This window comes from Skermanella stibiiresistens SB22 (assembly GCF_000576635.1).
Lineage (GTDB): Bacteria > Pseudomonadota > Alphaproteobacteria > Azospirillales > Azospirillaceae > Skermanella > Skermanella stibiiresistens.
In genome coordinates, this window is record NZ_AVFL01000004.1 from 144,791 (window position 1) to 169,882 (window position 25,092).

Below are 25,092 nucleotides of genomic sequence, written 5' to 3' on the forward strand. Positions count from 1 at the left end.
CGGCGCCACACTAGAGTAAATATTGGATAAAAAGTTGTTAATGGTGGTTGAATTTCAAGATAATGTCGGCATTTCAAGCATTTGGGAAATGAGTGGAACGGGTGAGCCAGGATTCGTGATGGGACTGCGATTTGCCGGAAGTGGACTGACTACAATGCGGACTCTCTCATGAACGCGGTTATCACCAAAGTTCCCTTTGCTGAGCCGCTCTGGCGGTATCGAGCCTTCATCTGGAGCGCCGCGACCCGCGAGATGCGGCTGCAGTCGATGAACTCGGTGCTGGGATGGCTGTGGCCGGTCCTCAACGCGGCGGCGCTGATCCTGCTGTACATGACGCTGTTCGTCGAGGTGCTGAAGAGCAAGCTGCCCGGCTCCGACGACAGCATGTCCTACGCGATCTACCTGTGCGTCGGCATCATCAACTGGACATATTTCTCCAACACGATCCTGCGGTCGCTGAACATCTTCGGCGAGAACGCGATGCTGTTGAAGAAGGCTGGGTTTCCCAAGATCACCCTGCCGATCGTCGTGATCGTGTCACAGGGCGTGCAGTTCGCGATCATGCTGGGCGTCTTCGCGGCCCTGCTGATCTTCACCGGGCGCATCCCCGGCTGGTCGCTGCTGGGCATGATCCCGCTGCTGATCATCCAGCAGACCATCGCGATCTCGCTGGGGGTCCTGCTCGGCACGCTCAACGTCTTCTTCCGGGATGTCGGGCAGGCGGCCGGCATCATCCTGACCTTCTGGTTCTGGCTGACCCCGATCGTCTACCCGATGTCGATCCTGTCACCCAATGTCGCGGCCTTCGTCACGACCTGGAACCCGATGACCCGGATCATGATCGGCTATCACGACATCGCGCTCAACAACGTCATGCCGAACCTGGCCGACTTCGCTGGTCACGCGGTCCTCGCGATCGTCCTGAGCGCGGTCGCCTATCTCTGCTTCAAGCGTCTGTATAGCGCCGTCCAGGACTATCTCTGATGCCCCTGATCAGCATCCGGAACATCACCAAGAAATACCACACCTTCAACAGCGACTGGGACCGCTTCATCGAGGCGATCACCAGCGGCAAGGTCAAGCGCCGGCAGGAGCACTGGATCCTCAAGGGGATCTCGCTCGAGGCCGAGGCGGGCGAGTCGATCGGCATCATCGGCTACAACGGCGCCGGCAAGAGCACCCTGCTCAAGATCGTGCTGGGCGTCTCGACGCCGGACACCGGCACCGTCTCGATCAATGGCAGGGTCGCGGGCCTGCTCGAACTGGGCGTGGGATTCCACCCCGAGTTCACCGGCCGTGAGAACGCGGTGATCAGCTGCCAGCTGCTGGGCCTGGACCCCGCCGAGATCCCGCCGCTGGTCGAGGAGATCAAGGCGTTCTCCGAACTGCACGAGTATTTCGACGAGCCGATGCGGACGTACTCGACCGGCATGGCGATGCGTTTGGCGTTCAGCGCCTCCACCGTCGTGCGGCCGGAGATCCTGGTGGTGGACGAGGCCCTGTCGGTCGGCGACGCCTATTTCCAGCACAAGTCGATGGCCCGTATTCGCCGCTTCCGCGAGGCCGGGACGACCCTGTTCCTGGTGTCGCACGACCCGACCGCGATCAAGAGCCTGTGCGACCGCGCCGTCATCCTTGAGGATGGCGTGATGATCCGCGACGGTCGGCCCGACGAGGTGCTCGACTATTATCAGGCGATGGTCAACCGCCGGAAGAAGGACGAGGAGATCCGCCAGTTCCAGGGCGATGGCGTGCTGGTCACCCGCAGCGGCGACGCGCGGATGCAGATCGCGTCGATCGAGGTGCTGGACATGGAGGGGCGGCCGGGACGCGTCTTCAAGACCGGCGAGACCGCCCGCATCCGCCAGACCATCATCTGCAACGACCCCAGCGTGCGTCCAAATGTCGGCATCCTGATCCGCGACCGGCTGGGCAACCACGTCTACGGCACCAACACCAACCTGAAGAAGATCGTGATCGACGACGAGTTCCAGGTCGGCAGCCGGTTCCACGTCGACTTCGACGTGCAGTTGCTGCTGGGGGGCGGCACCTACAACGTCACGGTGGCGGTGGTCGACGACGCGCTACACAGCAGCCACCTGGACTGGATCGATCAGGCGATCGTGTTCCAGGTGATGCCGGAGAGCATCCCCGATTTCGCCGGCCTGACGCCGCTGCGGACCAGCATCTCCTACTCTCCCGGTGCGGCGCCCGGCGCGGATGTCGAGGAAGCGGCCGTGGCGGAAGTCCACGCGTGACGCCCATTCCCGATGACGGACGCGTCCCCCAACTCCCCAGCCAACCTCTCCCCGGTGCGGCGGGAATGAAGCGAGCCACCGAGTTCCGACCATGAACATGAATTCCCGTACGCCGCTGATCGACTTGTCCGACTTGCGCTCCAGGATCGAGCGCGGCCGCGCCGGACAGGTGGGGGCCGCCGTGCCCAAGCCGGCCCCGACCCTGCTGCCCGAGCAGGCGATGATGCGCGAGAGGAGCCAGATCGCCGGTGCCGACGGCGTGGCGCAGCCGGCGATCCCACCGGCGCGGACCCGTCCGCCCTCGACCCTGCGGGCTTCCCACAAGGCGGTGGCGGTGATCGTCGACGGTGAGGCGATGCCCGAGCCCGGCATCAAGATCGGTTCCCCGGAATACCACCTCAACGACCTCCAGGCGTTCCACGACGCCGAGTTCGTCGTCAACGCCTTCTACGCGGTGCTGCGGCGGGCGCCCTACGCCAACGAGTTCCGGCGCCGGTTGGACGAGTTGCGCGGCGGCATGAGCAAGGTCGAACTGGTCGGCCGGCTCCGCATGTCGCCCGAGGGCCGCCGGGTCGGGACCCGGATCGACGGCCTGATGCTGCCGCTCGCGGTCCAGCTCGGCTACAAGGTCCCGGCGGCGGGATATCTGTTCCGGGGCGGCACGGCGCTGGTCGGCATGCCGCGCATCCTGGCGCAGATGGGAAGGACGACCGCCTTCGTGATGGCCCGCCTGCGCGGCATCGACCGCAATCTGGCCGAGCTGTCCCATCGCCAGCAGCAGTTGAGCGAAGCTCACGAACAGCTGCACGGCGAGGTCCAGACCCTGCCGGATGTCGACGCGCGCACCCAGATCCTGGATGCCCAGATCGCGGCCATGGGCGAGAAGCTCTCCATGCTGGAAAAGCTGGAAGGCACGCTGCGCGAGGAGATCGCCCGCAACCACGACATCCAGGAACGGCTGATCGGCGATGGCCGCGGCCGGCTTCGGTCCTCGCTGCTGAAGTCGGAGCAGGCCGTCACCCGGCTGACCCGCCAGCAGGGCGAGAACGCCGGGGCACTCCATTACCTGAAGGCCCAGATGGCCCGCCTGGACCGGCTGGAGGGCGAGATCGAGGCCATGCGCGCCAAGCTCGACGAGGTGGTCGAACTGACCAAGCCGACGCCGGAACCTGTTCCCGAGCCGGAGCCGGCCCAGGTCCCAGCCGAGTTCCCCGCCGTCCACGAGGTCTCCGGCACCCGCTATATGGAGGAGCTGCGGGTGACCGATCCGGCGCTGATCGACGCACCCGACTGGGACACCTACTACTACGCCTTCGAGAAGCTGTTCTACCGCAGCGCCGCCGTGGTCCATCAGCAGCGCGCGTATCTTCCCTACCTGGAGCCGGTCGACCGGTCGCTGAAATTCCTCGATCTCGGGTGCGGCCGGGGCGAGTTCATGGGATTGCTCAAGGGGGCCGGCATTCCGACGCTCGGCGTCGACATCAACTCGCGGAACGCGGAACGGCTGCGCGAGGACGGCCACGACGTCGTGCTGGGTGACGCGCTGGAATTCCTCAAGGGTTCGAAGGACACCTATTCTGGCGTGGCGCTGTTCCAGGTGATCGAGCACCTGTCGGCCGACTACCTCAGGACCCTGTTCGAGACCGCGGCCGGGAAACTGGCGTCCGGCGGCGTGTTGATCGCAGAGACGCTGAACCCGCTGTCGCCGATAGCCCTCAACAGCTTTTACATGGACGAGACACACGTCAAACCGCTGCCGCCCGAAATGGTGGCGTTCCTGATGGAGTGGTCGGGCTTCGTCGTCGAGCGGATCCTCTACACGGCACCGATCCCGCCCGAGCATCGCGTCGATGTCGCGCGTGCCAACTACTTCAATTACGCAATCATCTGCCGGAAACCGTAAATGCCCTCGAAACTCTATTACTGGGTTGATCACACCACGTCCTACGAGGGCAACAGCGGTGTGCAGCGGGTGGTCCGTTGCCTGGCGCGTGAGTTGCGCGCGGTCGGCGAGGAGGTCGTCTTCGTCAAGTGGAACGACGAATTCCAGGCGCTGGCCCGCTGCGGCGACGCCGAGTTGGAGCGTCTGGCGCGGTTCGACGGACCGGCGGCGGTGTCCCAGGAACATGCCGACACGCCGCTGCACTTGAACGGCGTCGACCTCAAGTCGACCGATGACGGCGGGGACCAAACCAACGGCTGGCTGATCGTTCCGGAAGTGACACATTTCAGCCGCGACGGCTGCGAGGTCACGCCGGCGCTGATCGCCTATGCGCATTACTACCGGCTCAAGATCGCCTTCGTGTTCTACGACCTGATCCCGATCCGGCTGAAGGGCTACGAGGACATCCGCGACGCGCACCGCCAATATGTCGAGCAGATCGCGCTCGGCGACCTGATCATTCCGATCTCGGTCCATTCGGGCGAGGACCTGCGCTCCTACTACGTCAACGACCTGAGGCTGCCGGCGCACGAGATCCCCCAGATCCATCCGGTTCCGCTGGGCGAGGATTTCGTCAACCGGCCGCGCGCCGAGGCGGTCGAGGACCCGGAAGGGGGCCCGATCGCGATCATGTGCGTCGGCACGGTCGAACCACGCAAGAACCAGGTCATGCTGCTGGAGGCGTTCAACGCGATCTGCCGCCGGCACCCCGACCTGGACCTCACGCTCAACCTGATCGGCCACACCCATCCCAAGGTGTCGGCCGCCGTCGACAAGCTGGTGTCCGCCAACCCGCGGATCCGCCAGCTATCCTACCTGCCGGATGAGCAAGTGGTGGAGCTCTACCGGCAATGCCGCTTCGCGGTCTTCCCCTCGGTCGAGGAGGGCTATGGCCTGCCGATCATCGAGGCGCTGTGGTTCGGCAAGCCCGTCCTGTGCGCGGGGTTCGGCTCGATGGGCGAGATCGCCGAGAATGGCGGCTGCCTGACGGTCGACACCCGCTCCCCGAAGGAGCTGGAGCGTGGACTGGAGAAGCTGATCCTCGACCGCGATCACCGGATGGAACTGGCGCGCGACGCCCTGGACCGTCCGTTGCGGACCTGGAACGATTACGCGGGTGACGTGATGGGCGCCTTGGCGCGCCACACGCCCCTGCGGCGCGTCTACCTGTGGACGGACCTGACGCTGCAGCAGCCGTTCAACACCGGCGTCCAGCGGGTGGTCCGCGGACTGGCCTCGGCGTTCATCGAGCTCGGCATCGATCTGCAACTGGTCAAGTGGGACGACGACCGGCACGATTTCGCGGCGCTGAGCCAAGCCGACCTGGACCATCTCGCCAAGTGGAACGGGCCGGATGGCTTGCGCGCCCGCCCGCTCGCCCGCGATTTCGCCGGGCACTGGCTGATCCTGCCCGAGGTGACGGTGCCGCTGCGGCCGGCCGATGGCAGCCTGATGGACCATGCCCACCACCTGGGACTCAAGGTCGGTTCGATCTTCTTCGACCTGATCCCTCACAAGATGCGGGAGAACTATCCGCCCGGCGCGATGCGGCATTTCTATGATTATTGGGAAATGCTCAGCCAGTCCGACCTGATCCTCAGCATCTCCAAGGCCGCCGGGGTCGATCTCGACCAGTTCTATCGGGCGCGCCTGGGCAAGCTGAACAATGTCAGCCGCCGCATCGTGCCTTGCACGCTACCCGGCGAGTTCAGCGAGATGGGGAAGCGGGATCCCGCCGCCGCCGCGACCCGGTCATCCGCGCGGTCCGGCACCGGCGCCGGCGCCGGTCCGAGGGTGGTGGCGATCGGGACGCGTGAGCCGCGCAAGAACTACGTCCGCCTGCTGGAGGCCTTCAAGCTGATCGCCGACGAGCGGAGAGGCGGCGGGGGCGGCGAGATCCAGCTGACCATCGTCGGGCGGGGCGGAATCTTCCCGGACCTGGAGGCGCGGATCCAGGAATTGAACGGCCAGCTGCCCAACGTGACCATCCTGGACCACGTCGGCGACGCCGAACTGGACACGCTGCTGACCCAGGCCGATTTCACCATCTTCTCGTCCTACGAGGAAGGTTTCGGCCTGCCGATCATCGAGAGCCTGTGGAACGGCCTGCCGTGCCTGTGCCACAACGACGGCGCCATCGCGGAAACCGCCGAGGGCGGCGGCTGCCTGACGGTGGACATGCTCGATGTCGCCGCCATCGCCGACGGCATCCGGAGCTTGGCGTTCGACGGCGGAACCATCGAGCGGCTGAAGCGTGAGATCGCGCGCCGCCGGATCAAGACGTGGGAAGACTACGCGCTGGAGTTCATGGGCGACCTCGCCGCCGTCCAGCCCCGCGCCACCCGGTCGATCGAGGCTTTGCCGGCCAACCTGCCGGAGCCGGTGGAGTCACTGGCACCGCCCCTGTTGTCGATCTGCGTCACCACCTACAACAGGGCGGAGTGGCTGCGGCACAGTCTGCGGCGCATCCTGGACATGACGCGGGCCTATCGGGACGTGGTCGAGATCGTGGTGTGCGACAACACCTCGACCGACCACACGCCCGACGTGGTGCGCGAGTTCGAGGGCGAGGAGAACTTCCGGGCCTACCGCAACCCCGTCAATGTCGGGATGCTGGGCAATCTGGGCGTCACGGCGCGGCACGCGCGGGGGCGCTTCGTTTGGGTGTTCGGCGACGACGATCTGATGATCGACGGGATCATCGAGGATGTGCTGCACGGGATCGTCAACCATCCCGACATCCACATGGTCTACCTGAACTACGCGTACACCCATTTCGACAAGCCGGCGGACCTGCGCGACGTGGACGAGCTGATCCGGTCGGCGACGACCATCGCCGAGGGCGGTCCGAACCGATACGCCAAGCAACTGCGGGAAGTCTCCGCGCTGAACGAGAACCTGTTCACCGCGATCTACGCCTGTGTCTTCCGGCGCGATCACGCGATCATGGGTTATGGCCAGAATATCAAGGGCCAGCCCTTTGGGTCGCTTCTGACCTGCGTGCCGTCGTCCGTCTACGCGCTCAACGCGCTGATGGACAAGCCTTGCTATTGGATCGGGCGTCCGGGCGTCGTGGTCAACATGAACGTCTCGTGGAAGGAGTTCGTCCTGCTCTGGCACCTGGAGCGGATGCCCGACCTGTTCGACCTCGCCGAGCGGCAGGGGGTGACCTCGCCCAACCTCGACGTCTACCGGCTGGGCCATTGCGCCAACGCCGCCAACCACGCCCGCCAGATCTATTTCTCGGCCAGTGACGAGGTACGGGCGAACTTCTCGATGGAGCGGCTGCTGGAGCGCTGCAAGCACCTGGACGAGTTCCGGGAGCGGCAGGTGCCGATGCTCGCGGAGCTGTACCGCGAGGCTTGGAAGGCGGGCCGGATCGACCAGTCGTCCGAGCCGCCCCCGGAAGTCCTGTTCGAGAGCTTCGGGCTGATCGCACAGGTGCGTGAAACCGTCGACTCGTGACTTGTCCCAAGACCGCGCCCCCGAAGCCAGCGGGCTTCGGCCGGCGCCAAACGAATTCTGACCCTTACGGAACAAGGTGAACTGCTGTGGAAGAAACGGGCTATAGCCATGTCGAGAAATGCCGGATCAGCGGCAGCCGGAACCTCGTCTCGGTCCTGAACCTGGGCTTCCAGGAACTGACCGGCGTCTTCCCCAAGACCAAGGGGGAGAAGGTCACCTCCGGACCGCTGGAACTGGTCTGGTGCCCGGACAGCGGCCTGCTCCAGCTCGCCCATTCCTATGACGCCGGCGAGATGTACGGAGAGAACTACGGGTACCGGTCCGGCTTGAACCAGTCGATGGTTCGCCACCTGACCCGCAAGATCCAGCATCTGGAGAAGCTCGCCGGCTTGAAGCCGGGCGACACGGTGCTGGACATCGGCAGCAACGACGCGACCTCGCTGAAGTCCTACACGGTGCCCGGCCTGAAGCGGATCGGCATCGATCCGACCGGCGCCAAGTTCCGCCAGTACTATCCCGAGGACGTGGCCTTGGTGACCGACTTCTTCTCGGCCGCCAACTTCCGGAAGGCCTCGAAGGAGCAGGCGAACGTCGTCACATCGATCGCGATGTTCTACGACCTGGAGAACCCGATCGGCTTCGCCCGCGAGGTCGCCGAGGTGCTGAGCGACGACGGCGTCTGGCATTTCGAGCAGAGCTACATGCCCTCGATGCTCCGCATGTGCTCTTATGACACGATCTGCCACGAGCATTTGGAGTACTACTCCCTCGGGGTCGTGAAGTACATTCTCGACGCCGCCGACATGAAGATCGTCGACGTTCAGATGAACGCGGTCAATGGCGGCAGCTTCGCGGTCACCGCCGCCAAGCGGAGCAACCCGATCACCGCCAACGACGCGGTCGTCAATTGGCTGCTTGAACAGGAAGAGAGAATGGGGTTAAACACGCCCCGCCCATATCGGGATTTCGAGGAGCGTGTCTTCCGTCATCGTAATGATCTGACCCGTCTGTTACAAGCTTTGGTTGCCGATGGTAAGAAGGTGCTGGGTTATGGCGCTTCGACCAAGGGAAATGTGCTGCTGCAGTTCTGCGGCATCACCGAGAAGGAAATGCCGGCCATCGCGGAGGTGAACCCCGACAAGTTCGGATCGTTCACGCCGGGGACCGGTATCCCGATCATTTCCGAGGCCGACGCACGGGCGATGAAGCCGGATTACTTCCTCGTCCTGCCTTGGCACTTCAAGGACGGGATTTTGGCGCGCGAGCAGGAATTCACCGCACGGGGTGGAAAGATGATCTTCCCCTTCCCGGAAATAGAGATTGTCTGAGCGCATACTGGTTTTTGGCGCATTTCGAGCGAGGTACTGACTGATGAAGCGTGCATTGATTACCGGCGTCACCGGGCAGGACGGGGCCTACCTGTCCGAACTGCTGCTCGAAAAAGGGTACGAGGTCCATGGCATGCTGCGGCGCAGCAGCTCGGCCGACGTCGTCGACGGGCGCCTGCGCTGGCTGGGGATCGAGAAGCGCATCAACTACATCGACGGCAACCTGACCGACCTTTCCGGACTGATCCGGACCATGAGGGAAGTCAAGCCGGATGAGGTCTACAACCTCGCGGCCCAGTCCTTCGTCAAGTCGTCGTGGCAGCAGCCGCTCCTGACCGGCAACGTCACGGGTCTCGGAGCCGCCAACGTCCTCGAGGCGGTTCGCCTGGAATGCCCGGAAGCCCGTTTCTATCAGGCCTCGTCGTCCGAGATGTACGGCCTGATCCAGGAGCCGATCCAGAGCGAGGCGACCCCGTTCTACCCGCGCTCACCCTACGCGGCGGCCAAGCTGTACGCCCACTGGATGACGGTCAACTACCGCGAGAGCTTCGGTCTCCACGCCAGTAGCGGCATTCTGTTCAACCACGAGTCGCCGCTGCGCGGGATCGAGTTCGTGACGCGCAAGGTCACCGATGGCGTCGCCCGCATCAAGCTGGGGCTCGAGAAGGAGCTGCGGCTGGGCAACATCGACGCCAAGCGCGACTGGGGCCATTCCAAGGACTATGTCCGCGCGATGTGGCTGATGCTCCAGCAGGACGTGGCGGACGACTACGTCATCGCAACCGGGCGCACCACCACGGTGCGCGACATGTGCAAGCTGGCGTTCGAGTATGTCGGGCTCAACCCCGACGACCATATCGTGATCTGCCCGACCTTGTTCCGGCCGGCCGAGGTCGACCTGTTGCTGGGCGACGCCACCAAGGCGCGGCGCAAGTTCGGCTGGGAAGCCGAGATCAGCCTGGAGGCCATGATCCACGAGATGGTCGACGTCGATCTCGAGCGCGTCCGCCGGGCCCTGAAATAGGACGTGGCCGTGGCCCTCAGCGACATGCCTTCGCGGGTGCTCGTGACGGGAGGCGGCGGTTTCGTCGGTCGTCACCTGATCGCGGCGCTGGATCAGGCGCTCCCTCCGGGGAGCGAGATCCTCGCCGGTTCATCCTCGGCCGACGGGACCAAGCCGGATGGCTGGGGTGCCGGACGGGTGCCGGTGCGTGTCGTCGAGTTGGACATCACCGACGCCCGGCAGGTCGGTGGCGTGATCCGGGCGGAGCAACCGACCCATCTGGTCCATCTCGCCGCCATCGCCGCCGTGACGGCGTCTAACCGGGACCCCCGCCATACCTGGAACGTCAATCTGAGCGGCACGCTCAACGTCGCCCTGGCGGTGGCGGACGAGTGTCCCGGATGCAGGATCGCGTTCAGCAGCAGCGCCGAGGTCTATGGCGCCAGCTTCAAGGCGGGCGTGCCGCTCGACGAGACGGCGGCCCTCCAGCCGGTCAATCCCTATGCCAGCAGCAAGGCGGCGGCGGACCTGATGCTGGGGCAGATGGCGCTGCAAGGTTTGAAGGTCGCGAGGCTGCGGCCCTTCAACCACACGGGGCCAGGACAGACCGAGCATTTCGCCATTCCGTCCTTCGCCGCCCAGATCGCCCGCATCGAGCGCGGCCTCCAGGAACCGGTGATCCGGGTCGGCCATCTCGATAGCATGCGCGATTTCCTGGATGTCCAGGATGTGGTCGCGGCTTATGTCGCCACGGTCCTGCGCGCGGACGATCTGCCGGTCGGCTGCGTGATGAATCTCTCCTCCGGCACGGCGCGTCGGATCGGCGACATGCTCGACGCGCTGCTCGCCCTGTCGGACACGCGGATCGAGGTGGTGCCCGATCCGGCGCGGTTCCGGCCCAGCGACACCCCCCTGGTGGTGGGTGACAGCGGCAAGGCGCGCACCCTGCTGGAGTGGCGCCCGGAGCGGGATATCGACTACACCCTGGCCTCCGTGCTGGGATACTGGCGCGCGCTTGTCTCCGGCTGAATTTGGCACCGGCTGGTGGTGGCGCCGGTTGATGGTGGTGATGGTCTGGTGACGGGTTCCTTCGACCTCCTGCTGACCGCCGAGTCGCTGTTCCCGCCCCGCACCGGCATCGGCAACTACACCTTCAACCTTCACCGGGAACTCCTGCTCCGGCCCGAGATCGGGCGGCTGGTGCTGCTCGCGGGATTGCGGCGGCTGGAGAGCGTGCCCGACCACGCCGCCACTCCCGCCGCCACTCCCATCGCGGATCGCCCGATCTCACCCCTGCGCCGGCTGGCCCACGAGTCGGGATTGGCCATGGCGGCGTGGAGCGCCGTCTACCGGGCCCGTCTGCGGCTGGCGCTGAAGGCTCCCGGTTCCTTCCCGGGCGATCCCCTGGGATGGGTCCGGACGCGGCGCGACGCGCTCTACCACGAACCCAACATGATCCCCCGACCCTATGGGGGGATCTGCGTCAGCACGTTCCAGGATCTGGCGTGGCATCGGTTTCCCGACGCGCTGCCGGTCGAGCGGCTCCGCTGGATCGAGCGGCATCTTCCGCGCGCCCTGGCCCAGTCGACCCGAATCATCACCACGACCGATTTCGTCCGCCGGGAGGTCATGTCGGTGCTGGGCGTGCCCGGTGACCGGGTCGACGTGGTGCCGCTGGGCGTCGGCCCCGAATATCATCCGCGTTCCCCGGCGGAGCTGGAGCCGGTGCTGTCCCGGCACGGGTTGGAACACGGCCGCTACCTGCTGACGGTCGGCACCATCGAGCCGCGCAAGAACCTGCGGCGGCTGCTGGCGGCCTATGGCGCCTTGCCCGCCAGTGTCCAACGCTTGGCGCCGCTGGTGGTGGTGGGCGCCTCCGGCTGGCGGAACGCGGCGGAACTCGCCGACATGGACGCTCTCGTGGCGCGCGGCGCCGTCCGCTACCTTGGCTATGTCGGGGCCGGCGATCTGCCCTTCGTCTTCGCCGGCGCGCGGGGATTCGCCGCCGTCAGCCTCTACGAGGGATACGGCCTGCCGCCGTTGGAGGCGATGGCGAGCGGAGTTCCCGTGTTGTGCTCGGCGGGAACCGCGATGGAGGAGGTCACCACCGGCTGTGCCCGGCTGGCCGATCCGCTCGACGAGGCGGAGATCGGAATCCGATTGCGCGAGCTGGTCGAGGACGAGGATGGCAATCGCTTCCTGGTCGGGCGGGGCCTGCGGCGGTCGGCCGCCCTGACTTGGGCGGCCTGCGCCGAAGGCACGATCGCTTCCTATAGAATGGCCCTTGGAGCGGGCGCTGTAGCGGGCGCTACCGGCATCAGTGACTGACGGCGCCGGCCGTCGCCAGTTGGCGGATGACGCCGGTCAGCTGGTCGCGGGCCTTGACCGCCATCGCCTTGTTGGCGCTGTCGCTCTCGTGGATGAAGGTCGTGAAGATCCGCGCCTTGTTGATGTAATAGACGTGACGGAACTCGGTGGTCCGCTCGGGCAGCGCGCAGCTGGCTTCCCCAATACGCAAGGTGATCTCCCGCAGCGACTCGATCGGGCCCATGGAAGAGGTGAACTGGCCGCCACAGCTGTTCTTCAGGATTTCGACATAGGCGTCCGTCAACTCGGCCAAGCCGCGGCTATCGATGATGCTGACCTCGCGGATGCCGCCGAACACCGCCCCATATTTCCAGGCGTAATTGGCCGGCCTTTGGTCGGGCGGCACCCGGTCCAGCGAAACCGGCACGATGCCGGCCATTCCGGCCGCCGACAGCAGGTTGACCAGCGGGTCCGGCAAGGCGGGACCCGGAGGAGCGCCCAAGACGGTTTGCGGGGCCACCGCCGGACTGGCCGTCGGAACCTCTCGGGGTGGCAGCGCCGCGACACTCACGGCGGGAGGCGCTTGAGCCGGGCTTTCGGCGGCGGTTGCCGACACGGCCGGGCTTGGATCCGGTGGGCTTGATGTGGCCGGGCTTTCGGCGGCGGAGCTTTCGACGGCGGGGCTTTTGGAGGTTGGCGCTGGCGCGGCTCCCAGATCCTGGGCGGGCACCTCAGGCACCGTTTGTGTAACCGGCTCCGGCATCGTTTCCGGCATCGCGGCCGGAGCCGCCATGGTGTTGGGCAGGGGCGGGGCGGACGCCACCGTTACGGGATTGGCGACCGACTTGCCCACCGTCGCGACGCAGTCGTTCAGGTCGCCCAAGGCGCCGGCGCTGCCGCGGAGGCTGAGTGTCAGCTTGGTCGCCGAATTGCTGATCGCCAAGGTGTTGCCACGTCGCACGGCATCCAGGAACTCGGGGTCCTTGCCGAGGCTGATCGCCATGGCCGTTGGCCGGGTGGCGAGCGCCGATCCCTGGCGCGAGAACCGCTGATCGATCGTCAGCTTGGTCGGCAGCAGCGACTTGGGGTTCAACTTCGAGTCGGGCAGTCCGACGATGACGACGATCTCGTCGGCGCGGTTCCTGGCGATCAGGAGGGCGTGGTCGTTGGCGAACCGGGCGCCGACCGCGCAGTAATCGAATTCGCCGGTCTCCTTGGTGACGGCGGTGGCGGCCCACTCCTCGGTGGGTGCCGAAGCCGCCGGGGCTTGCGTCGGCTTGGCCGCACGCGCCTTCTCGGCGGCGTGGGCCGGAGTCGTCGCCACGGCCACTCCCAATGTGACCCCCAGCGCCACTCCCGCGCGAAGGCCCATGGCGAGCTTGGAACCGGGGGGCCGGATCATCGAATGCCTCATGACGGTCTTTCCAGCTGTCATTACGTGTCACATGTCGTCAAAGCGGCGCCTGCCGCGGCGTGGCGACGCAGGTCGGGATCCGTTCGAGGGCCGCGGGCCAAGCCTCCAGCCAGCCCTTGTCGTGGCTGACACCGGCGAGCGTCTCGATCCGGAGGCAGGCGGTTGGCGCCGCACGCCGGGCGAAGCCGTCGGCGACCAGCCGGGGAACGATCCGATCGTCGCCGCCGATCAGGTGAAGCTGTGGCACCGAGCCCAGGCGCGCCGCCCAATCCGCCGGGTCGAGCGATCCGGTCAAGGGCGACAGGCGATGATGGGCGGTCCACGCCGTTATGGAGACGTTGCCCGCCACGCTGACCACGCCGGCGACGTCGGTTCGTCGCGCCGCCAGCAGGACGGCGGCGCCGCCGCCGCCGGAATATCCGATCAGCACCAGCCGGCGCGTGGGAGCCGAGGCCGGCGCCAGACGATCGATCGCCATGTCCAGCGCGGCGATCACCGGCTCCGACAGCCTGCGCGACGTCCAAAAGGTCCGCTCGCACGAGTCTCGCGTTCCGGCCGGGCGGAACTGGCACGGTCGGGCCAGGTAGAGGACGTTGGGGCCGTCGTCACGCGCGGCCAGGCGCAGCGCCAGGGGGTTGAGCGGCGTTGGGTCGTCCGAGGGATCGTTGGGTGACGACCACGCGTAGCCGTCGCCCTCGATATAGACGCGCACCGGCTGGTCGGGCGCCTCGATCCGTGACCACGCCGCGAGGACGAAACCGCCGGCGCGCACGGACGTCCTGCCCAGGCGCCCCGCCGCCGCGATTCCCTCGGCCACCGATGCGCGCTCGGCCGGATTGGCCGTGCAGCCCTCCAGGACGGCCGCCGCCGCGAGCCACCCGGCGAGCATCGCCGCGCGACCCGCGCCGCGGCGGGAAACCAGCCAGTCAATCATGGCGGATGGTGCGGTTCATGCGGCGGAGCTTGCCCCGCAGCTCGGGTGACAGGGGGAGCACCCGCTCGATACCGGTGTCCGCCGCGCGCAGCAGGCGTGCCTGTCCCAGATTGCCCCATTCGGGGGTGGCCGCCATGGCGACGCCGGTGAACCACAAAGCCACGGGATCGTCCGGGTTGCGCGCCAGGAGTTCGTTGCCGACCCGGATCGCGACCGGACCGTTGTTGGAGTTGACCAGCAGGTCGAGGAAGGGGACGGAGAGATCGACCCGGTTCGGCATCTGGTCCAGCAAGGCGTGGAGTTTCTGACCCCACGCGGGGATTTCCCACTCGCGCAGCCGGTCGAGTTGGGGGTCTCCCATCTTGGTCGCGAGTTCGTCGCGCATGATCAAAGACAAGGATTTCAGCCGCATGCTCGATGGAAGATCGGCGATGTGCCGGTCGACCGCCCGCATCAGCGCCTCGAACCAGAAGACCTCGTTGGCCGTCAGGGGTTGCCCGCGCTCGCCCTTGGCCGCCAGATCATGCGTCAGATCCAGGGCTATCCACCAGAGATGCGCGCCACCCTGTCCGCCATCGGAGATCAGATGGGGGGGCAGGTCGGGCGTCGGGCCGCGGCCCTCCCTGAGCACCGCCAGCAGGCGTTCGGAGTCGAACGCCACGCGCAGCGTCAAGGCCGATCCGGCGGCGAGCGCCAGGGCGACCGCCAGGGCGGCGCCCGTCATCAGGGAACGTCCCGCCACGCGGGTGGCGAGCCACGGCACCGGACCGTCCCGCCGTCTCGCGCCGCCCGCCGTCGCGGCGAACGCGACCGCCTGGAATGGGACGGCGATGGGCAAGGTGAACCAAGCGGCCATCAAACCGGCGATGGCGACCCAGACGGCGCAAACGAGGCCATCCGAGCGCCGCCGCGCGCACAGGATCGCCGTGATGGGAAGCGCCAGCACGAGAAGGGCACCCGGCAGCCCCGTCGACAGCAAGGCCTCGAGATAGGTGTCGTGGGTATGGAAGGCTCCACCGCCGGTGTTCTCGAGCGACTGCTGCCATGTCTCCGTGACGGCCCGGACATCCCGCACCTCGTCCAGGTACCGGAAGAGCACGTCGTTGAAGGCTCCCCAGCCGGTTCCGTGCGCCAGCAGCATGGGGTCGGAGCGGAGCGCCCGGAACGCGACCTCGATCATCTCGGTGCGCGACAGGGGTGATTCGAGACCCTTTTGCGTGCCGAGCCAGTACATGCCGGCGGGAACGGCGATCGTGGAACCCAACGCCGCCAGCATCGCCAGGGCGCGCCAATGACGGCGGTTCCGAACCAGCGGCGAGAGCGCGAGCAGGGCGGGAATGGCGACGACGGCGATTCCCATCGCCGTCTTGTTCTGCGATGTGGCGACGATCGCGCCACCCAGGCCCACCGCCACCAGCGCGCGCAGCGGGCCGGAGTCGCGCGTCAGCCGGAGCAGCGTGGGTCCGGCCATCGGGATGCCGGCCAGCCGTTTCCTCAGCGGCGCCGGCCACCGGATACCGGAGTCGCCCGCGACGATGACGATGACGAAGAGGCCCAGGACGGCCGCGAATTCCGGCCAGACGACCGGCCTCCAGGGGGAGCCGATCGGTTCGCTGATGTTGAGGCCCATCAGGATGAGCCCGGTCACGGTGGCGGAGCCGACGATCGCGCGCCTGATCGCGCGGATCGGCCAGACCGCCAGCGCCAGCGCCGTGAGAGCCGCGAGCGCCGCGTACCACAAGGCTCCTTCGCCGGTCTGGGGCGGACCCATCAGCGATCGCGCCGGCAGGGGGGTGGCGAGCGACGCGATCATCGACCAGAGCGATATCGCCAGGGTGACCAGCGTCAGGGGATGGGTCACGGCACCGGCGACCCGGTGGCCCGTCGCTGCCATGAAGGCGAGGCACAGTGTCGCGGCGGCCCCGGCGGCCAGCAGTGCCGCGACCACGGGTTCGGACTGGTACCAGACGCCGAAGGCGAAGGGCTTCAACGCCGGGATGAAGATGAGGAACGACAGGGACACGATCAGGCCGGCCGCGGGGGACAACCAATTCCACGGGGTTTGAGGCACGGCGTCGTCCACCCCGGAAACATGGGGGACACCCGGGGCGCGATCCTCGTCTGGGGACGGTGGGGCGCTTTTCGGCATGTGCGTTCTCGCTGACACCAGGTGATCCTCTCGGCGGCCCGCGGGGGCACTCAACATTGCGGTGGCGCGGACGCCGCCAAGCCGAGGCTTCCGGGGCGGCATCCTTCCCGGCACCCGCCTGATCGGATTGCGCCGGTCGTCCAATCGGCACACGCCCTCTATATCGGGCGGCGCGTTGGCTACTATCGTGACGAGAACTAAACTTTACATTAACGCTGTTTTTAGGCATCGAGCCTTGGTTGGCGCATCCTTAGTGTTTCAAACTTTTCATCATATTCCGATAATCACCCTTGGGATGTGGCTCGCATGACACAAATCCGGTTAGTTGTGCAGCTATGCACTCATCACGATTATCAGAGCTTGCTAGTTTCCTCCTGATTGTTTAGTGGTTAGGTACGCAGTTCGAAATTTGTAGAACGTTGCCGCATTCGCCGCAGGGGGCTCATTAATGTTGATTAACCGACGTCATAGGCAGCAGGCGGTCTTGCTTGCAACCACATCCGTATTCGCCTTCAGCGCCGTATTCTCCGGCGTGAGCAGCGCTTACGCGGAGGTCAGACAGGTCACGGCCGTGGCGACGGTCACCACGGCGACGACCGTCGCGGCGAACAGGACCATTGTCGGCACCGACAACGCTCCCGTCGCGCTGGAGCTGGTCAGTGGCGGCTCGATCAAGAACGAAGGCACGATCCGCGGCGTGAACGCCTCGGCCATCGTCGTCACCGGCGTCGCCTCGGCGGGTACGCGGATCGAGAACGACGGCACGATCGAGGCCAGCCGGAACGTCGGCAACACGGCGCGCGACATCGCGGCGATCTACGTCGCCAGCCGGGCCGAGATCATCAACAACGCCAAGGGCGTCATCAAGGGCACCGGCGGCGCCGACGGCATCATCGTGGCGACCAACGTGGCCGGCATCGACACGGCCGGCACGACGATCACCAACGCGGGCACGATCTCCAGCGACAGCGGCAACGCGATCTCCGTGTATGGGGCGATGCGCAGCATCACCAACAGCGGAACGATCATTTCCGAAACCGGCACGGCGATCTATCTGGGCGCGGACGGCGCCATCACCGATGGGATCACCAACTCCGGGACGATCCAGGGCGGCGCCAGCGATGGCTCGGGCAAGGCGATCGACGCCTCGCTCAGCAAGGCGAACCTGACGATCAACAATTCCGGCAAGATCGTCGGCCAGATCCTGTTCGGCTCGGGCACCGACGTCCTGAACATCACCGGTGGCAGCATCACCGGCAATGTCAGCGGCGACGGCAAGGACACGGTCAATTTCGATCTGGGCACCGGATCGTTCACCACCGGCGGCACGTTCTCCGGCATCGGCACGCTCAACGCGAAGACCGGCACGACGACGCTGGCGCAGGCCGTCACCGGTGCCACCGCCTTCAACATCAGCTCCGGCGCCACGGTCAAGCAGCAGGCCGCCATCGCCGCCGCGACGGTGACCAACGCCGGCACCCTCAACGTCGGCGCGTCGAAGCAGACGATCACCGGCAATTACGTTCAGACCGGCACCTTGGCGCTCACGATCACCGACGCCGCGTCGGGTTCCTTGTCCGTCTCGGGCACGGCCAACGTCGCTGGCAAGGTCGCGCCGGACACCAAGGCGTCGCGGACGCTTTCGATCGCTCCGGGCGCCTCGTTCACGGTCCTCGAATCGACGGGCGCCCTCACGGTGGCCTCGAGCACCAGCGTGGACGGCACGAACACGCTTGAGAAGTTCGCCCTCTCGCAGAGCGGCAACCTGCTGAAACTCGTTCGTGAATCGGGTCTCGCTCCGGACTCGACGGTCAAGAAGACGCTGGACGGCATCACCAACGGCACCATCGTGACCGTGGGCAGTCCTTCGGTTGCCGCGACGTCGGCGGCGCTCTCCACCGCTCTGACCACGATCGTGAATTCATCGACTGGCCTTCAGGGCAGCATCACCAGGGTTGGCGCCACCACGCCGATGGGCAGTATCCTGTCGGTCTTGCAGAACCCCACGGTCGTCATCGGCGGCCAGACGGTCACGCTCACCCCGGCCCAAGTCAGTGACATCGTCTCGCAGTACGTCACGGAATTGACGCCCGACTTCAGCATCAGCTCGACCAGCGCTGGCGTTTCCAACGCCATCGGCGCGTCGTCCTCGACGACGGTCAGCAACCGCGTGGCCTCCCTCCGCTCGCAGGACAGCCAGACGGGTATGGCCGCCGGTGACATGGTGGGTCGTGGCATCGAAATGTGGGCGCTGCCCTACCTCTCGACCTTCACGCAGGATCTGAAGGACGGCGTGTCCGGCTACAAGGCCGACACCCGCGGCTTGACGGTCGGCGCCGATACGGTGGTCGCCGACAACCTCCGTGTCGGTTTGGCCCTCGGCTACGCCACCACCGACATCGATGGCAAGAACCAATCGGTCGGCGACAAGTCGGAAGTCGACAGCTATCAGGCGACCTTGTACGCCAGCTACAACCCGGCTCCCTTCTACGTGGACGCCCAACTGGGCTACGGCTTCAGCAACAACGACCAGACCCGCCGGTTCAGTGTCACCCAGCCGTCGAGCGGCTTCAGCTCGATCGAGAACCTCACGGCCGACTACGACTCGTCCTCCTACCGCGCCCGTATCACCGGTGGCATGACCAAGACCTTCAGCGGTGTCGAACTGACCCCGAGCTTGTTCTTGCAGTATGCCTACTCCGAGACGGACAGCTACAAGGAGACCGGTTCGAACGGTGCCGCGATGAACTCCTCGGACACCACCTCGGTCCAGGGCGGCATCGGCCTGCGCATCGCTTACCCGGTGGCCATCGACGGCGGTCGCCTGATCCCGGAACTGCGCGTTGGCTTCACGCGGGAATTCAACGACGACGCTCCCAGCACCGGGTTCAGCCTCGTCAACCTGCCGGAGCTGAGCTCGACCATCACCGGGGCCAAGCCGAGCCAGAACATCTACAACGTTGGTCTGGGTTTGACCTTCCTGTCGAACGACAAGCTTTCGATCTCTGGCAACTACGACTACCAGGGTACGGACTCCAGCGACGGTCACGTCGGCTACGTTCGTCTCCGCTACAAGTTCTGATCTCGACCGCTTCAGCTTCGGCTGGAGCGTTGAGGACCGGAATTCAAGCCGGACAGGGGCTCCATCCTTCGGGATGGGGTCCTTGCTCGTTTCTAGGGTCACGTTCCTCCTGGCAAGGATCTCTGCTTGAGACCTTCGACACTCTCGCGCCCGCTGTCCGCCGCCTTGGTTCTCGCCATCTTCCTGGCAGTCGTTGGAAGCCCAACTCCGGCTTGGGCGGTCGAACCGGACTGGCGCGTCCGCCTGACACGCGCGGCATCGGCCAAGGCTTTCGGCATCGAGGCGCTGTCGGTGCCGAACAACCTGTTCAAGGCCGAGGCCTTCGAGGAGGCCGAGGAGATAACGGCCGATCTCGCGGCGGGGTTGGCAAACCCGATCGAAACCGTCACCAGCGGGGCTGCGTTCGTCGACCGGGTGTCGGCGAGGCTCCGGCTTGACGAAATCGCGGACAAGATGTGGGAGTGGGGACGCTCCAGAACCTCCGATTCGGCGCAGCGCACGCTGGATGCCACGCTGACAGCCTATGCCGCGGGGGTCGGCGCCCTTCTGGCGGGGGTTCCCGCCGCTCCGTCCCCCCGCGACATTTCAGCCCTGCTTGACGACCTCGCGTCCGGTGGCCCCACCGCGGCGACCTTGAAGGCGGTCGGTGGTGCTGCCACTGGGGACGCCATGCGGTCATTGGCTCCGTCGCTGATCCGGACGGCGATCACCCTGATCGATGATCTCCGGGGTCGGGCCGCCATCGATTTCGGTGGTGCCAGGATTTGGGAGGCTCCGGGGGGAAAGATGATCATTGGGACATTGGGTCACGACCACCACCGGATCGGTCCGGACGTGATCCTGATCCTGGATCCCGGTGGCGACGACACCTACGAATTCACCGGGCCGGTGGTGAACGGCCAATTGACCATCATCGATCTCGCGGGTGCCGACCACTATGCCGGTGGGGCTCTGGCGGTCCGGTCCTTCACGGCGGTGATCGATCTCGACGGTGACGACATCCACCAAGGGGGCGTGGGAGCCCAGGCCGCCGCTTTGGGCGGGGTTGCCCTGCTGATCGATCGGACAGGTCACGACCGCTATCTCGCCACCCGCTTCGCCCAAGCGGCCGCCGCCGAGGGCGTCGCCGTCCTGATCGACGGCACCGGGGACGACCTTTACGATATCGGCGACCGGGGGCAGGGGTTCGGTCAGGTCGGAGGGCTGGCGGTGCTGTGGGATCTCGCCGGCGCCGACGGCTATGTCGCGTCGGGACCTCAGGATACCATCGGCCGTGACGGCGGCATCAGTCTGGCTCAGGGAATGGCGGCAGGCTTGCGGTCGACCCATGGCGGCGGGATCGGGATCCTGCGCGACGATTCGGGCGACGACACCTATGCCGTCGAGATGTTCGGGCAGGGGGCGGGATACTTCCACGGCATCGGCGTGCTGCTGGACGGTGCCGGCGACGATCGATACCAGGGTACCCGGTACGTCCAGGGCGCCGGCGTCCATGGCGCCATCGGGCTCCTGACCGATGCGGGAGGTAACGACGGCCATGTCGCCCGGCAGGGTGTCGGACAGGGCATGGGGCTCGACTTGGGCTTGGGCGCGCTCGTGGATGATGGCGGCGACGACGCTTACGAGGCCGGCGACCTGGCGCAGGGAGCGGGCACCGCGAACGGCATCGGTTTCCTGCTCGATGGCGGTGGTTCCGACCGTTTCTCGCTTGGCGCCGATGGGTGGGGACAGGACCATGTCGCGCGTGGCTTGCCGGGACCGGGTTTCCTGCTCGGCGCCGATCCGGAAGACCGCTTCATCCGCGCTGGCGAGTCCATCGCCGTCGATCTCGATCGGCCCGAAGGACCCGCCGGCGGTGCCCCCTACCGGCGCGACGCCTCCAGCGACTACGCCTGTCCTCCGCCCCCGCCGGAAACGCTGGCGAACGAGATGCATGGCGAGGATGATCCGGCATCCCTGCTCCAGCGCGCCGCTCCGATGCATGGCGCTGGCGAGGTCGCGTTGGCCGCCTGGCGTTCCCTGGGGCGTTGGCTGCCGGATCGTCTGCCGGCGCTGCTCAGGGCTGTGCCCGACCGGGATTTCGCGACCGGCTTCTCGCTCCTCCAGGTCGTCCGTTGCCGGGCGTTGACGTCGGACGCTGGCTTCCGGCGGGCGATAAGGGACGGCGTGGCGAGCGACCTCGCGGCGCGCCAACCCGTGGGCCAACCCTGGCTTCACGCCCGCTTGCTGGCCCTGGGCGACCCGGCCGTGGATGGCCAATCGTCCAGGATCGGTGTCGAGCTTCTGGCGGCGCACCCGGCCTGTTCCGCCCGCGTTGGCGCGCTGGAACTCGCCATTCTGGAGAGTGAGGCGGGAAAGCCCGTGGAGGTGACCGCTCCCGACTGGCTGGCGGCGTTGATCGGCAAGGCTCTCGCCGACCCCTGCCTGCGGCTCACGGCCGCGGCGGTGCGGCTTCTCGATCGGATCGGCGATCCGGCGCTGACCGCGCGCTTCACCGATCAGGTCCAGGCATTGCCGCGTTTCCTGTCCGATCCCGTCCTCCGCGCGACGTTGTCCCCCCGGTCGCCATGACCGTGCCCGTGGCGTGAACGAGATGGCGTGGCGTCCGGTTAGGGCACCGGCGTCATGACCACCCACTCGCTCCACCGGTCGCTCCGCCCCGCCAGTCCAACGCGGAGTCGGACCTTGCCATAGGGCAGGATGAAGGTCTTCCAATAGGCTTGATCGATCGGGCCGAATTCCCGCGCCGTTCCCCGCACGTCCAACTCGCCCTTCAGGCTCAGCAGCCCTTCGCCGGCCTCGTACTGGATGACATGGTCGCCGGCCTCCGCCCCGGTCCATTCCATCCGGAAACCCTGTGCGACCGCCTCGAACGGAACGGTGGCGCTGCCAGCCGGTGTCCGCCAGACCGGCGCCTCACCGTCGCCGCCACCGCTTCGAGCCCCCGGGCCGATGACGCGGCGGGTGGCGAAGGCCGCCTCCAGCGGCGCCGAGAGGCGGTCCACGATTTCGGGATGGAGCGCCGCCAGATCGCGGAGTTCGCCTGGATCCGCCGAGAGGTCGAACAGCCGGCGCGCGGCCACGGCGCCGTCACGATGGTCCAGGTGCAGTTTCCAGGGACCCTCCGCGATCGCGGTCCTGTACTCGCTGATGGCCTCCGGGTCCTCCTCCTGGAAGCCCGCCTTGCTGGTCAGCGCCATCCAGGGTTGGCCCGGGCCGATCGGGTCGGCCAGCAGGTCGCGCCCGGCCAGCGGCAGTTCCGGCTTCACGCCCAGCCGCCGCATCACCGTGGTCATGATGTCCCGATGATCGGTCCGCGCGTCTAGCACCCGGCCTTCCCCCCGGTCTTCACCCCGATCGCTGTCCCTTCGCCTGCCGTCCGGCGGGGGCGTCCAGATGAACAAGGGGATGTGGACCAGTTCCTCGTACAGGTGTCCGGCATGGGTGGTGGAGGCGTGGCCGACATGGCCGCGTTCCAAATGCTCGTCGCCATGGTCGGCCGTCACCACCAGGATGGTGTCGCGATCCAGTTCGCTGGCGCGGAAGAAGGCCCAAAAAGCGCCGAACCAGTCGTCGAACTCGCGATAGGTCGCCGCGTGGAGGGCGGCCACCGCCGGGGCGTCGGTCGGCTGGAAGGCGACGGTGCCGTGGCGGACCGTCGGCCGAGTCCTCACCGCCTCCATCCGTTCCCGAGCCGCCGAGTCGCCCGGCGGCAGCAGCGCGTCGAGATCGGGCATGTGGGCCGGCGACGGCTGATAGGGCAGGTGGGTGCCGAGATAGTGATGCCACAGCACGAAGGGCGACGTCGCGCCGACCTGCCTCCCCAGCCAGGGAACCGGCTCCTCTCCCGGTTCGACGGTCAGGCCGAGGCCGCGGAAGGTGTCGATCTGCATGAAGCTTTGCAGGCCGGCGACCCGCCAGCCGGCGTCGGACAGGGTCTCCAGCGGCGTTTTCCAGTCCAGGGGCACCGTCTGGCGCTGGGCCTGGACCCCTTGCTCGAATGGTCCCGTGCCGGTCAGCACGGAGATCACGCCCGGCGCCGTCCAGGCCGAGAGGGTGTGGTGGTTGGTGAAACGCGATCCCGACCGGGCGGCGGCCAGCAGATTGGGCGTGATGTCGGGTCGGATGAAGTCCGCGCGGAAGCTTTCCACCGTCAGCACGATGACGTTGAGCCGCTCCGGCCGCGCCAGCCGGCTCCAGGTGAGGTATCCTCCGGCGCCGAGCGCTCCGAGCGCCAGGACGAGGCTAATTGAAAACCAGCGGCGTGACATGGGGGATCACCGGATAGAGGGCGAGGGGAAGGGCCGTCCAGGCGAAGACGGCGGCGAGGCGTCGGGACGCTGGATCGGCGGGACGGGGGATTCCCCATCCGATCAGGAGGAGAACGGAAACTGCCAGGACCGGGACGCCCAGCCACGGGGGCGGCATCGCGTTGCGATAGGCCACCAGGGTCACCATGGGAAAGGCCACCGCCAGCGCCAGCGCCACGCCCGCCGTCACGAGCTTGGCGTCGACGGCGAACGGCCGGTCTGGGCCGGGCCACAGCCCGATGCCGCGGGCGAGCGCCGCGCCAGCCGCCGCCGACACGCCATTGACCAGGATATCGCGGAGCCCATAGGTCCGATGGGGATGAAGTCCCTGGAGCAGTTCGTCATGGATGCCGAACAGCGCGGTCAGCAAGGCGGTGGCGACGGTCAGGGCCCATCCGCCCACGTGATCTGACAAGGCGCGCCGCAGCACCAGCGAGAGCAGCAGGTACTGCGGCACATGGATCCGTTTGGCCGGGTACGCCGGGTCGGTGATCAGCAAGCCCAGCGCGATCAGGGCGAGCGCCCCCGCGAGGGCCCCGAGGTCGATCCCTGCGGTGCCGCTCCGCCTGATCCGCCATCCCAGCATGATCGCCACGGTCACGGCCACGCCCAGTACCGCGAAGGGGACCAGCGCCGCGTTCCGGGCGCCGGTCGCGGCGACCAGCAGACCCCAGATCTCGAACGTGTTGACATACAGTGCTACCAGCATCACGGCGACCGGGTATGGGTACCATCCTGGTTTTGGTGAAAGATATCCCGGTGTTCTCATATCGGAGTATGTCGCATCCAAATAAGAAATTAACGGCTCGGTCACAAACAGAGAAGCGCTTGCATGAAGCATTGGCGGATGGTCTAAATCCAGAACGATTGACACTCAATATGATTTTTCGAACGGAATCG

General features: G+C 66.7%; 15 protein-coding genes. 10 read left to right on the forward strand and 5 right to left on the reverse strand.

Translation table 11 applies throughout. The features are described from left to right. Positions 1-168: 168 nt before the first annotated feature. From N825_RS07360 to N825_RS07395, 8 genes are all read left to right on the forward strand, one after another. Complete coding sequence (locus N825_RS07360) at positions 169-984, forward strand: ABC transporter permease (RefSeq protein WP_063833663.1); 816 nt, start codon at positions 169-171, stop codon at positions 982-984. Further along, positions 984-2,258 carry an ABC transporter ATP-binding protein gene (locus N825_RS07365; RefSeq protein WP_051511687.1) on the forward strand — a complete coding sequence of 425 codons (1,275 nt, stop codon included), beginning with the start codon at positions 984-986 and terminating at the stop codon, positions 2,256-2,258. Before N825_RS07360 ends, N825_RS07365 begins: the two co-directional genes overlap by 1 nt. A gap of 91 nt (positions 2,259-2,349) precedes the next feature. After that, complete coding sequence (locus N825_RS36285; protein ID WP_051511688.1) at positions 2,350-4,161, forward strand: class I SAM-dependent methyltransferase; 1,812 nt, start codon at positions 2,350-2,352, stop codon at positions 4,159-4,161. Beyond that, positions 4,162-7,665, forward strand: coding sequence for a glycosyltransferase (locus N825_RS07375; protein WP_037449086.1), 3,504 nt, complete (start codon positions 4,162-4,164; stop codon positions 7,663-7,665). A gap of 86 nt (positions 7,666-7,751) precedes the next feature. Then, positions 7,752-8,993, forward strand: coding sequence for a class I SAM-dependent methyltransferase (locus tag N825_RS07380; protein ID WP_037449089.1), 1,242 nt, complete (start codon positions 7,752-7,754; stop codon positions 8,991-8,993). Between the two features lie 43 nt (positions 8,994-9,036). Then, positions 9,037-10,017, forward strand: a complete 981-nt coding sequence (gmd, locus tag N825_RS07385) for a GDP-mannose 4,6-dehydratase (protein WP_037449092.1) — start codon at positions 9,037-9,039, stop codon at positions 10,015-10,017. Between the two features lie 9 nt (positions 10,018-10,026). Further along, on the forward strand, positions 10,027-11,025 hold the full coding sequence (locus tag N825_RS07390; protein ID WP_245613038.1) for a GDP-mannose 4,6-dehydratase: 999 nt from the start codon (positions 10,027-10,029) through the stop codon (positions 11,023-11,025). 48 nt (positions 11,026-11,073) lie between these two features. Further along, positions 11,074-12,324 carry a glycosyltransferase family 4 protein gene (locus N825_RS07395; RefSeq protein WP_245613039.1) on the forward strand — a complete coding sequence of 417 codons (1,251 nt, stop codon included), beginning with the start codon at positions 11,074-11,076 and terminating at the stop codon, positions 12,322-12,324. Here the strand turns inward: N825_RS07395 and N825_RS07400 are convergent. From N825_RS07400 to N825_RS07410, 3 genes are read right to left on the reverse strand one after another with little or no spacing between them, the layout of a single operon-like run. Further along, on the reverse strand, positions 12,314-13,717 hold the full coding sequence (locus N825_RS07400) for a hypothetical protein (protein WP_157619039.1): 1,404 nt from the start codon (positions 13,715-13,717) through the stop codon (positions 12,314-12,316). The two genes, N825_RS07395 and N825_RS07400, sit on opposite strands and share 11 nt — an antisense overlap. A 37-nt stretch (positions 13,718-13,754) precedes the next feature. Continuing rightward, entirely contained in the window at positions 13,755-14,651 is an 897-nt protein-coding gene (locus tag N825_RS07405; protein ID WP_051511690.1) for an alpha/beta hydrolase, read from the reverse strand. Then, positions 14,644-16,698 (reverse strand): O-antigen ligase family protein, encoded by a 2,055-nt coding sequence (locus tag N825_RS07410; RefSeq protein ID WP_157619040.1) that lies wholly within the window; start codon positions 16,696-16,698, stop codon positions 14,644-14,646. The genes N825_RS07405 and N825_RS07410 overlap by 8 nt, the downstream gene beginning before the upstream one ends. 634 nt (positions 16,699-17,332) lie before the next feature. Here N825_RS07410 and N825_RS07415 point away from each other — a divergent pair. Together N825_RS07415 and N825_RS07420 are read left to right on the forward strand one after the other, a co-directional pair. After that, positions 17,333-19,882 (forward strand): autotransporter family protein, encoded by a 2,550-nt coding sequence (locus N825_RS07415; protein ID WP_037449099.1) that lies wholly within the window; start codon positions 17,333-17,335, stop codon positions 19,880-19,882. Between the two features lie 126 nt (positions 19,883-20,008). Then, positions 20,009-22,453: a hypothetical protein gene (locus N825_RS07420; protein WP_157619041.1), complete on the forward strand. Its 2,445-nt coding sequence runs from the start codon at positions 20,009-20,011 to the stop codon at positions 22,451-22,453. A gap of 38 nt (positions 22,454-22,491) precedes the next feature. On the opposite strand, the gene N825_RS07425 is transcribed toward N825_RS07420, so the two are convergent. Further along, positions 22,492-24,153: a sulfatase-like hydrolase/transferase gene (locus tag N825_RS07425; RefSeq protein ID WP_037449103.1), complete on the reverse strand. Its 1,662-nt coding sequence runs from the start codon at positions 24,151-24,153 to the stop codon at positions 22,492-22,494. Next, positions 24,128-24,901, reverse strand: coding sequence for a VanZ family protein (locus N825_RS07430; RefSeq protein ID WP_157619042.1), 774 nt, complete (start codon positions 24,899-24,901; stop codon positions 24,128-24,130). Before N825_RS07430 ends, N825_RS07425 begins: the two co-directional genes overlap by 26 nt. Between the last annotated feature and the right edge of the window lie 191 nt (positions 24,902-25,092).

Bases quoted from the DNA above. Each gene is read 5' to 3' on its own strand.
- N825_RS07400 (WP_157619039.1), bottom strand. From the start codon at position 13,717: ATGAGGCATTCGATGATCCGGCCCCCCGGTTCCAAGCTCGCCATGGGC.
- N825_RS36285 (WP_051511688.1), top strand. From the start codon at position 2,350: ATGAACATGAATTCCCGTACGCCGCTGATCGACTTGTCCGACTTGCGC.
- gmd (WP_037449092.1), top strand. From the start codon at position 9,037: ATGAAGCGTGCATTGATTACCGGCGTCACCGGGCAGGACGGGGCCTAC.
- N825_RS07425 (WP_037449103.1), bottom strand. From the start codon at position 24,153: ATGTCACGCCGCTGGTTTTCAATTAGCCTCGTCCTGGCGCTCGGAGCG.
- N825_RS07365 (WP_051511687.1), top strand. From the start codon at position 984: ATGCCCCTGATCAGCATCCGGAACATCACCAAGAAATACCACACCTTC.
- N825_RS07405 (WP_051511690.1), bottom strand. From the start codon at position 14,651: ATGATTGACTGGCTGGTTTCCCGCCGCGGCGCGGGTCGCGCGGCGATG.
- N825_RS07375 (WP_037449086.1), top strand. From the start codon at position 4,162: ATGCCCTCGAAACTCTATTACTGGGTTGATCACACCACGTCCTACGAG.
- N825_RS07430 (WP_157619042.1), bottom strand. From the start codon at position 24,901: ATGCTGGTAGCACTGTATGTCAACACGTTCGAGATCTGGGGTCTGCTG.
- N825_RS07360 (WP_063833663.1), top strand. From the start codon at position 169: ATGAACGCGGTTATCACCAAAGTTCCCTTTGCTGAGCCGCTCTGGCGG.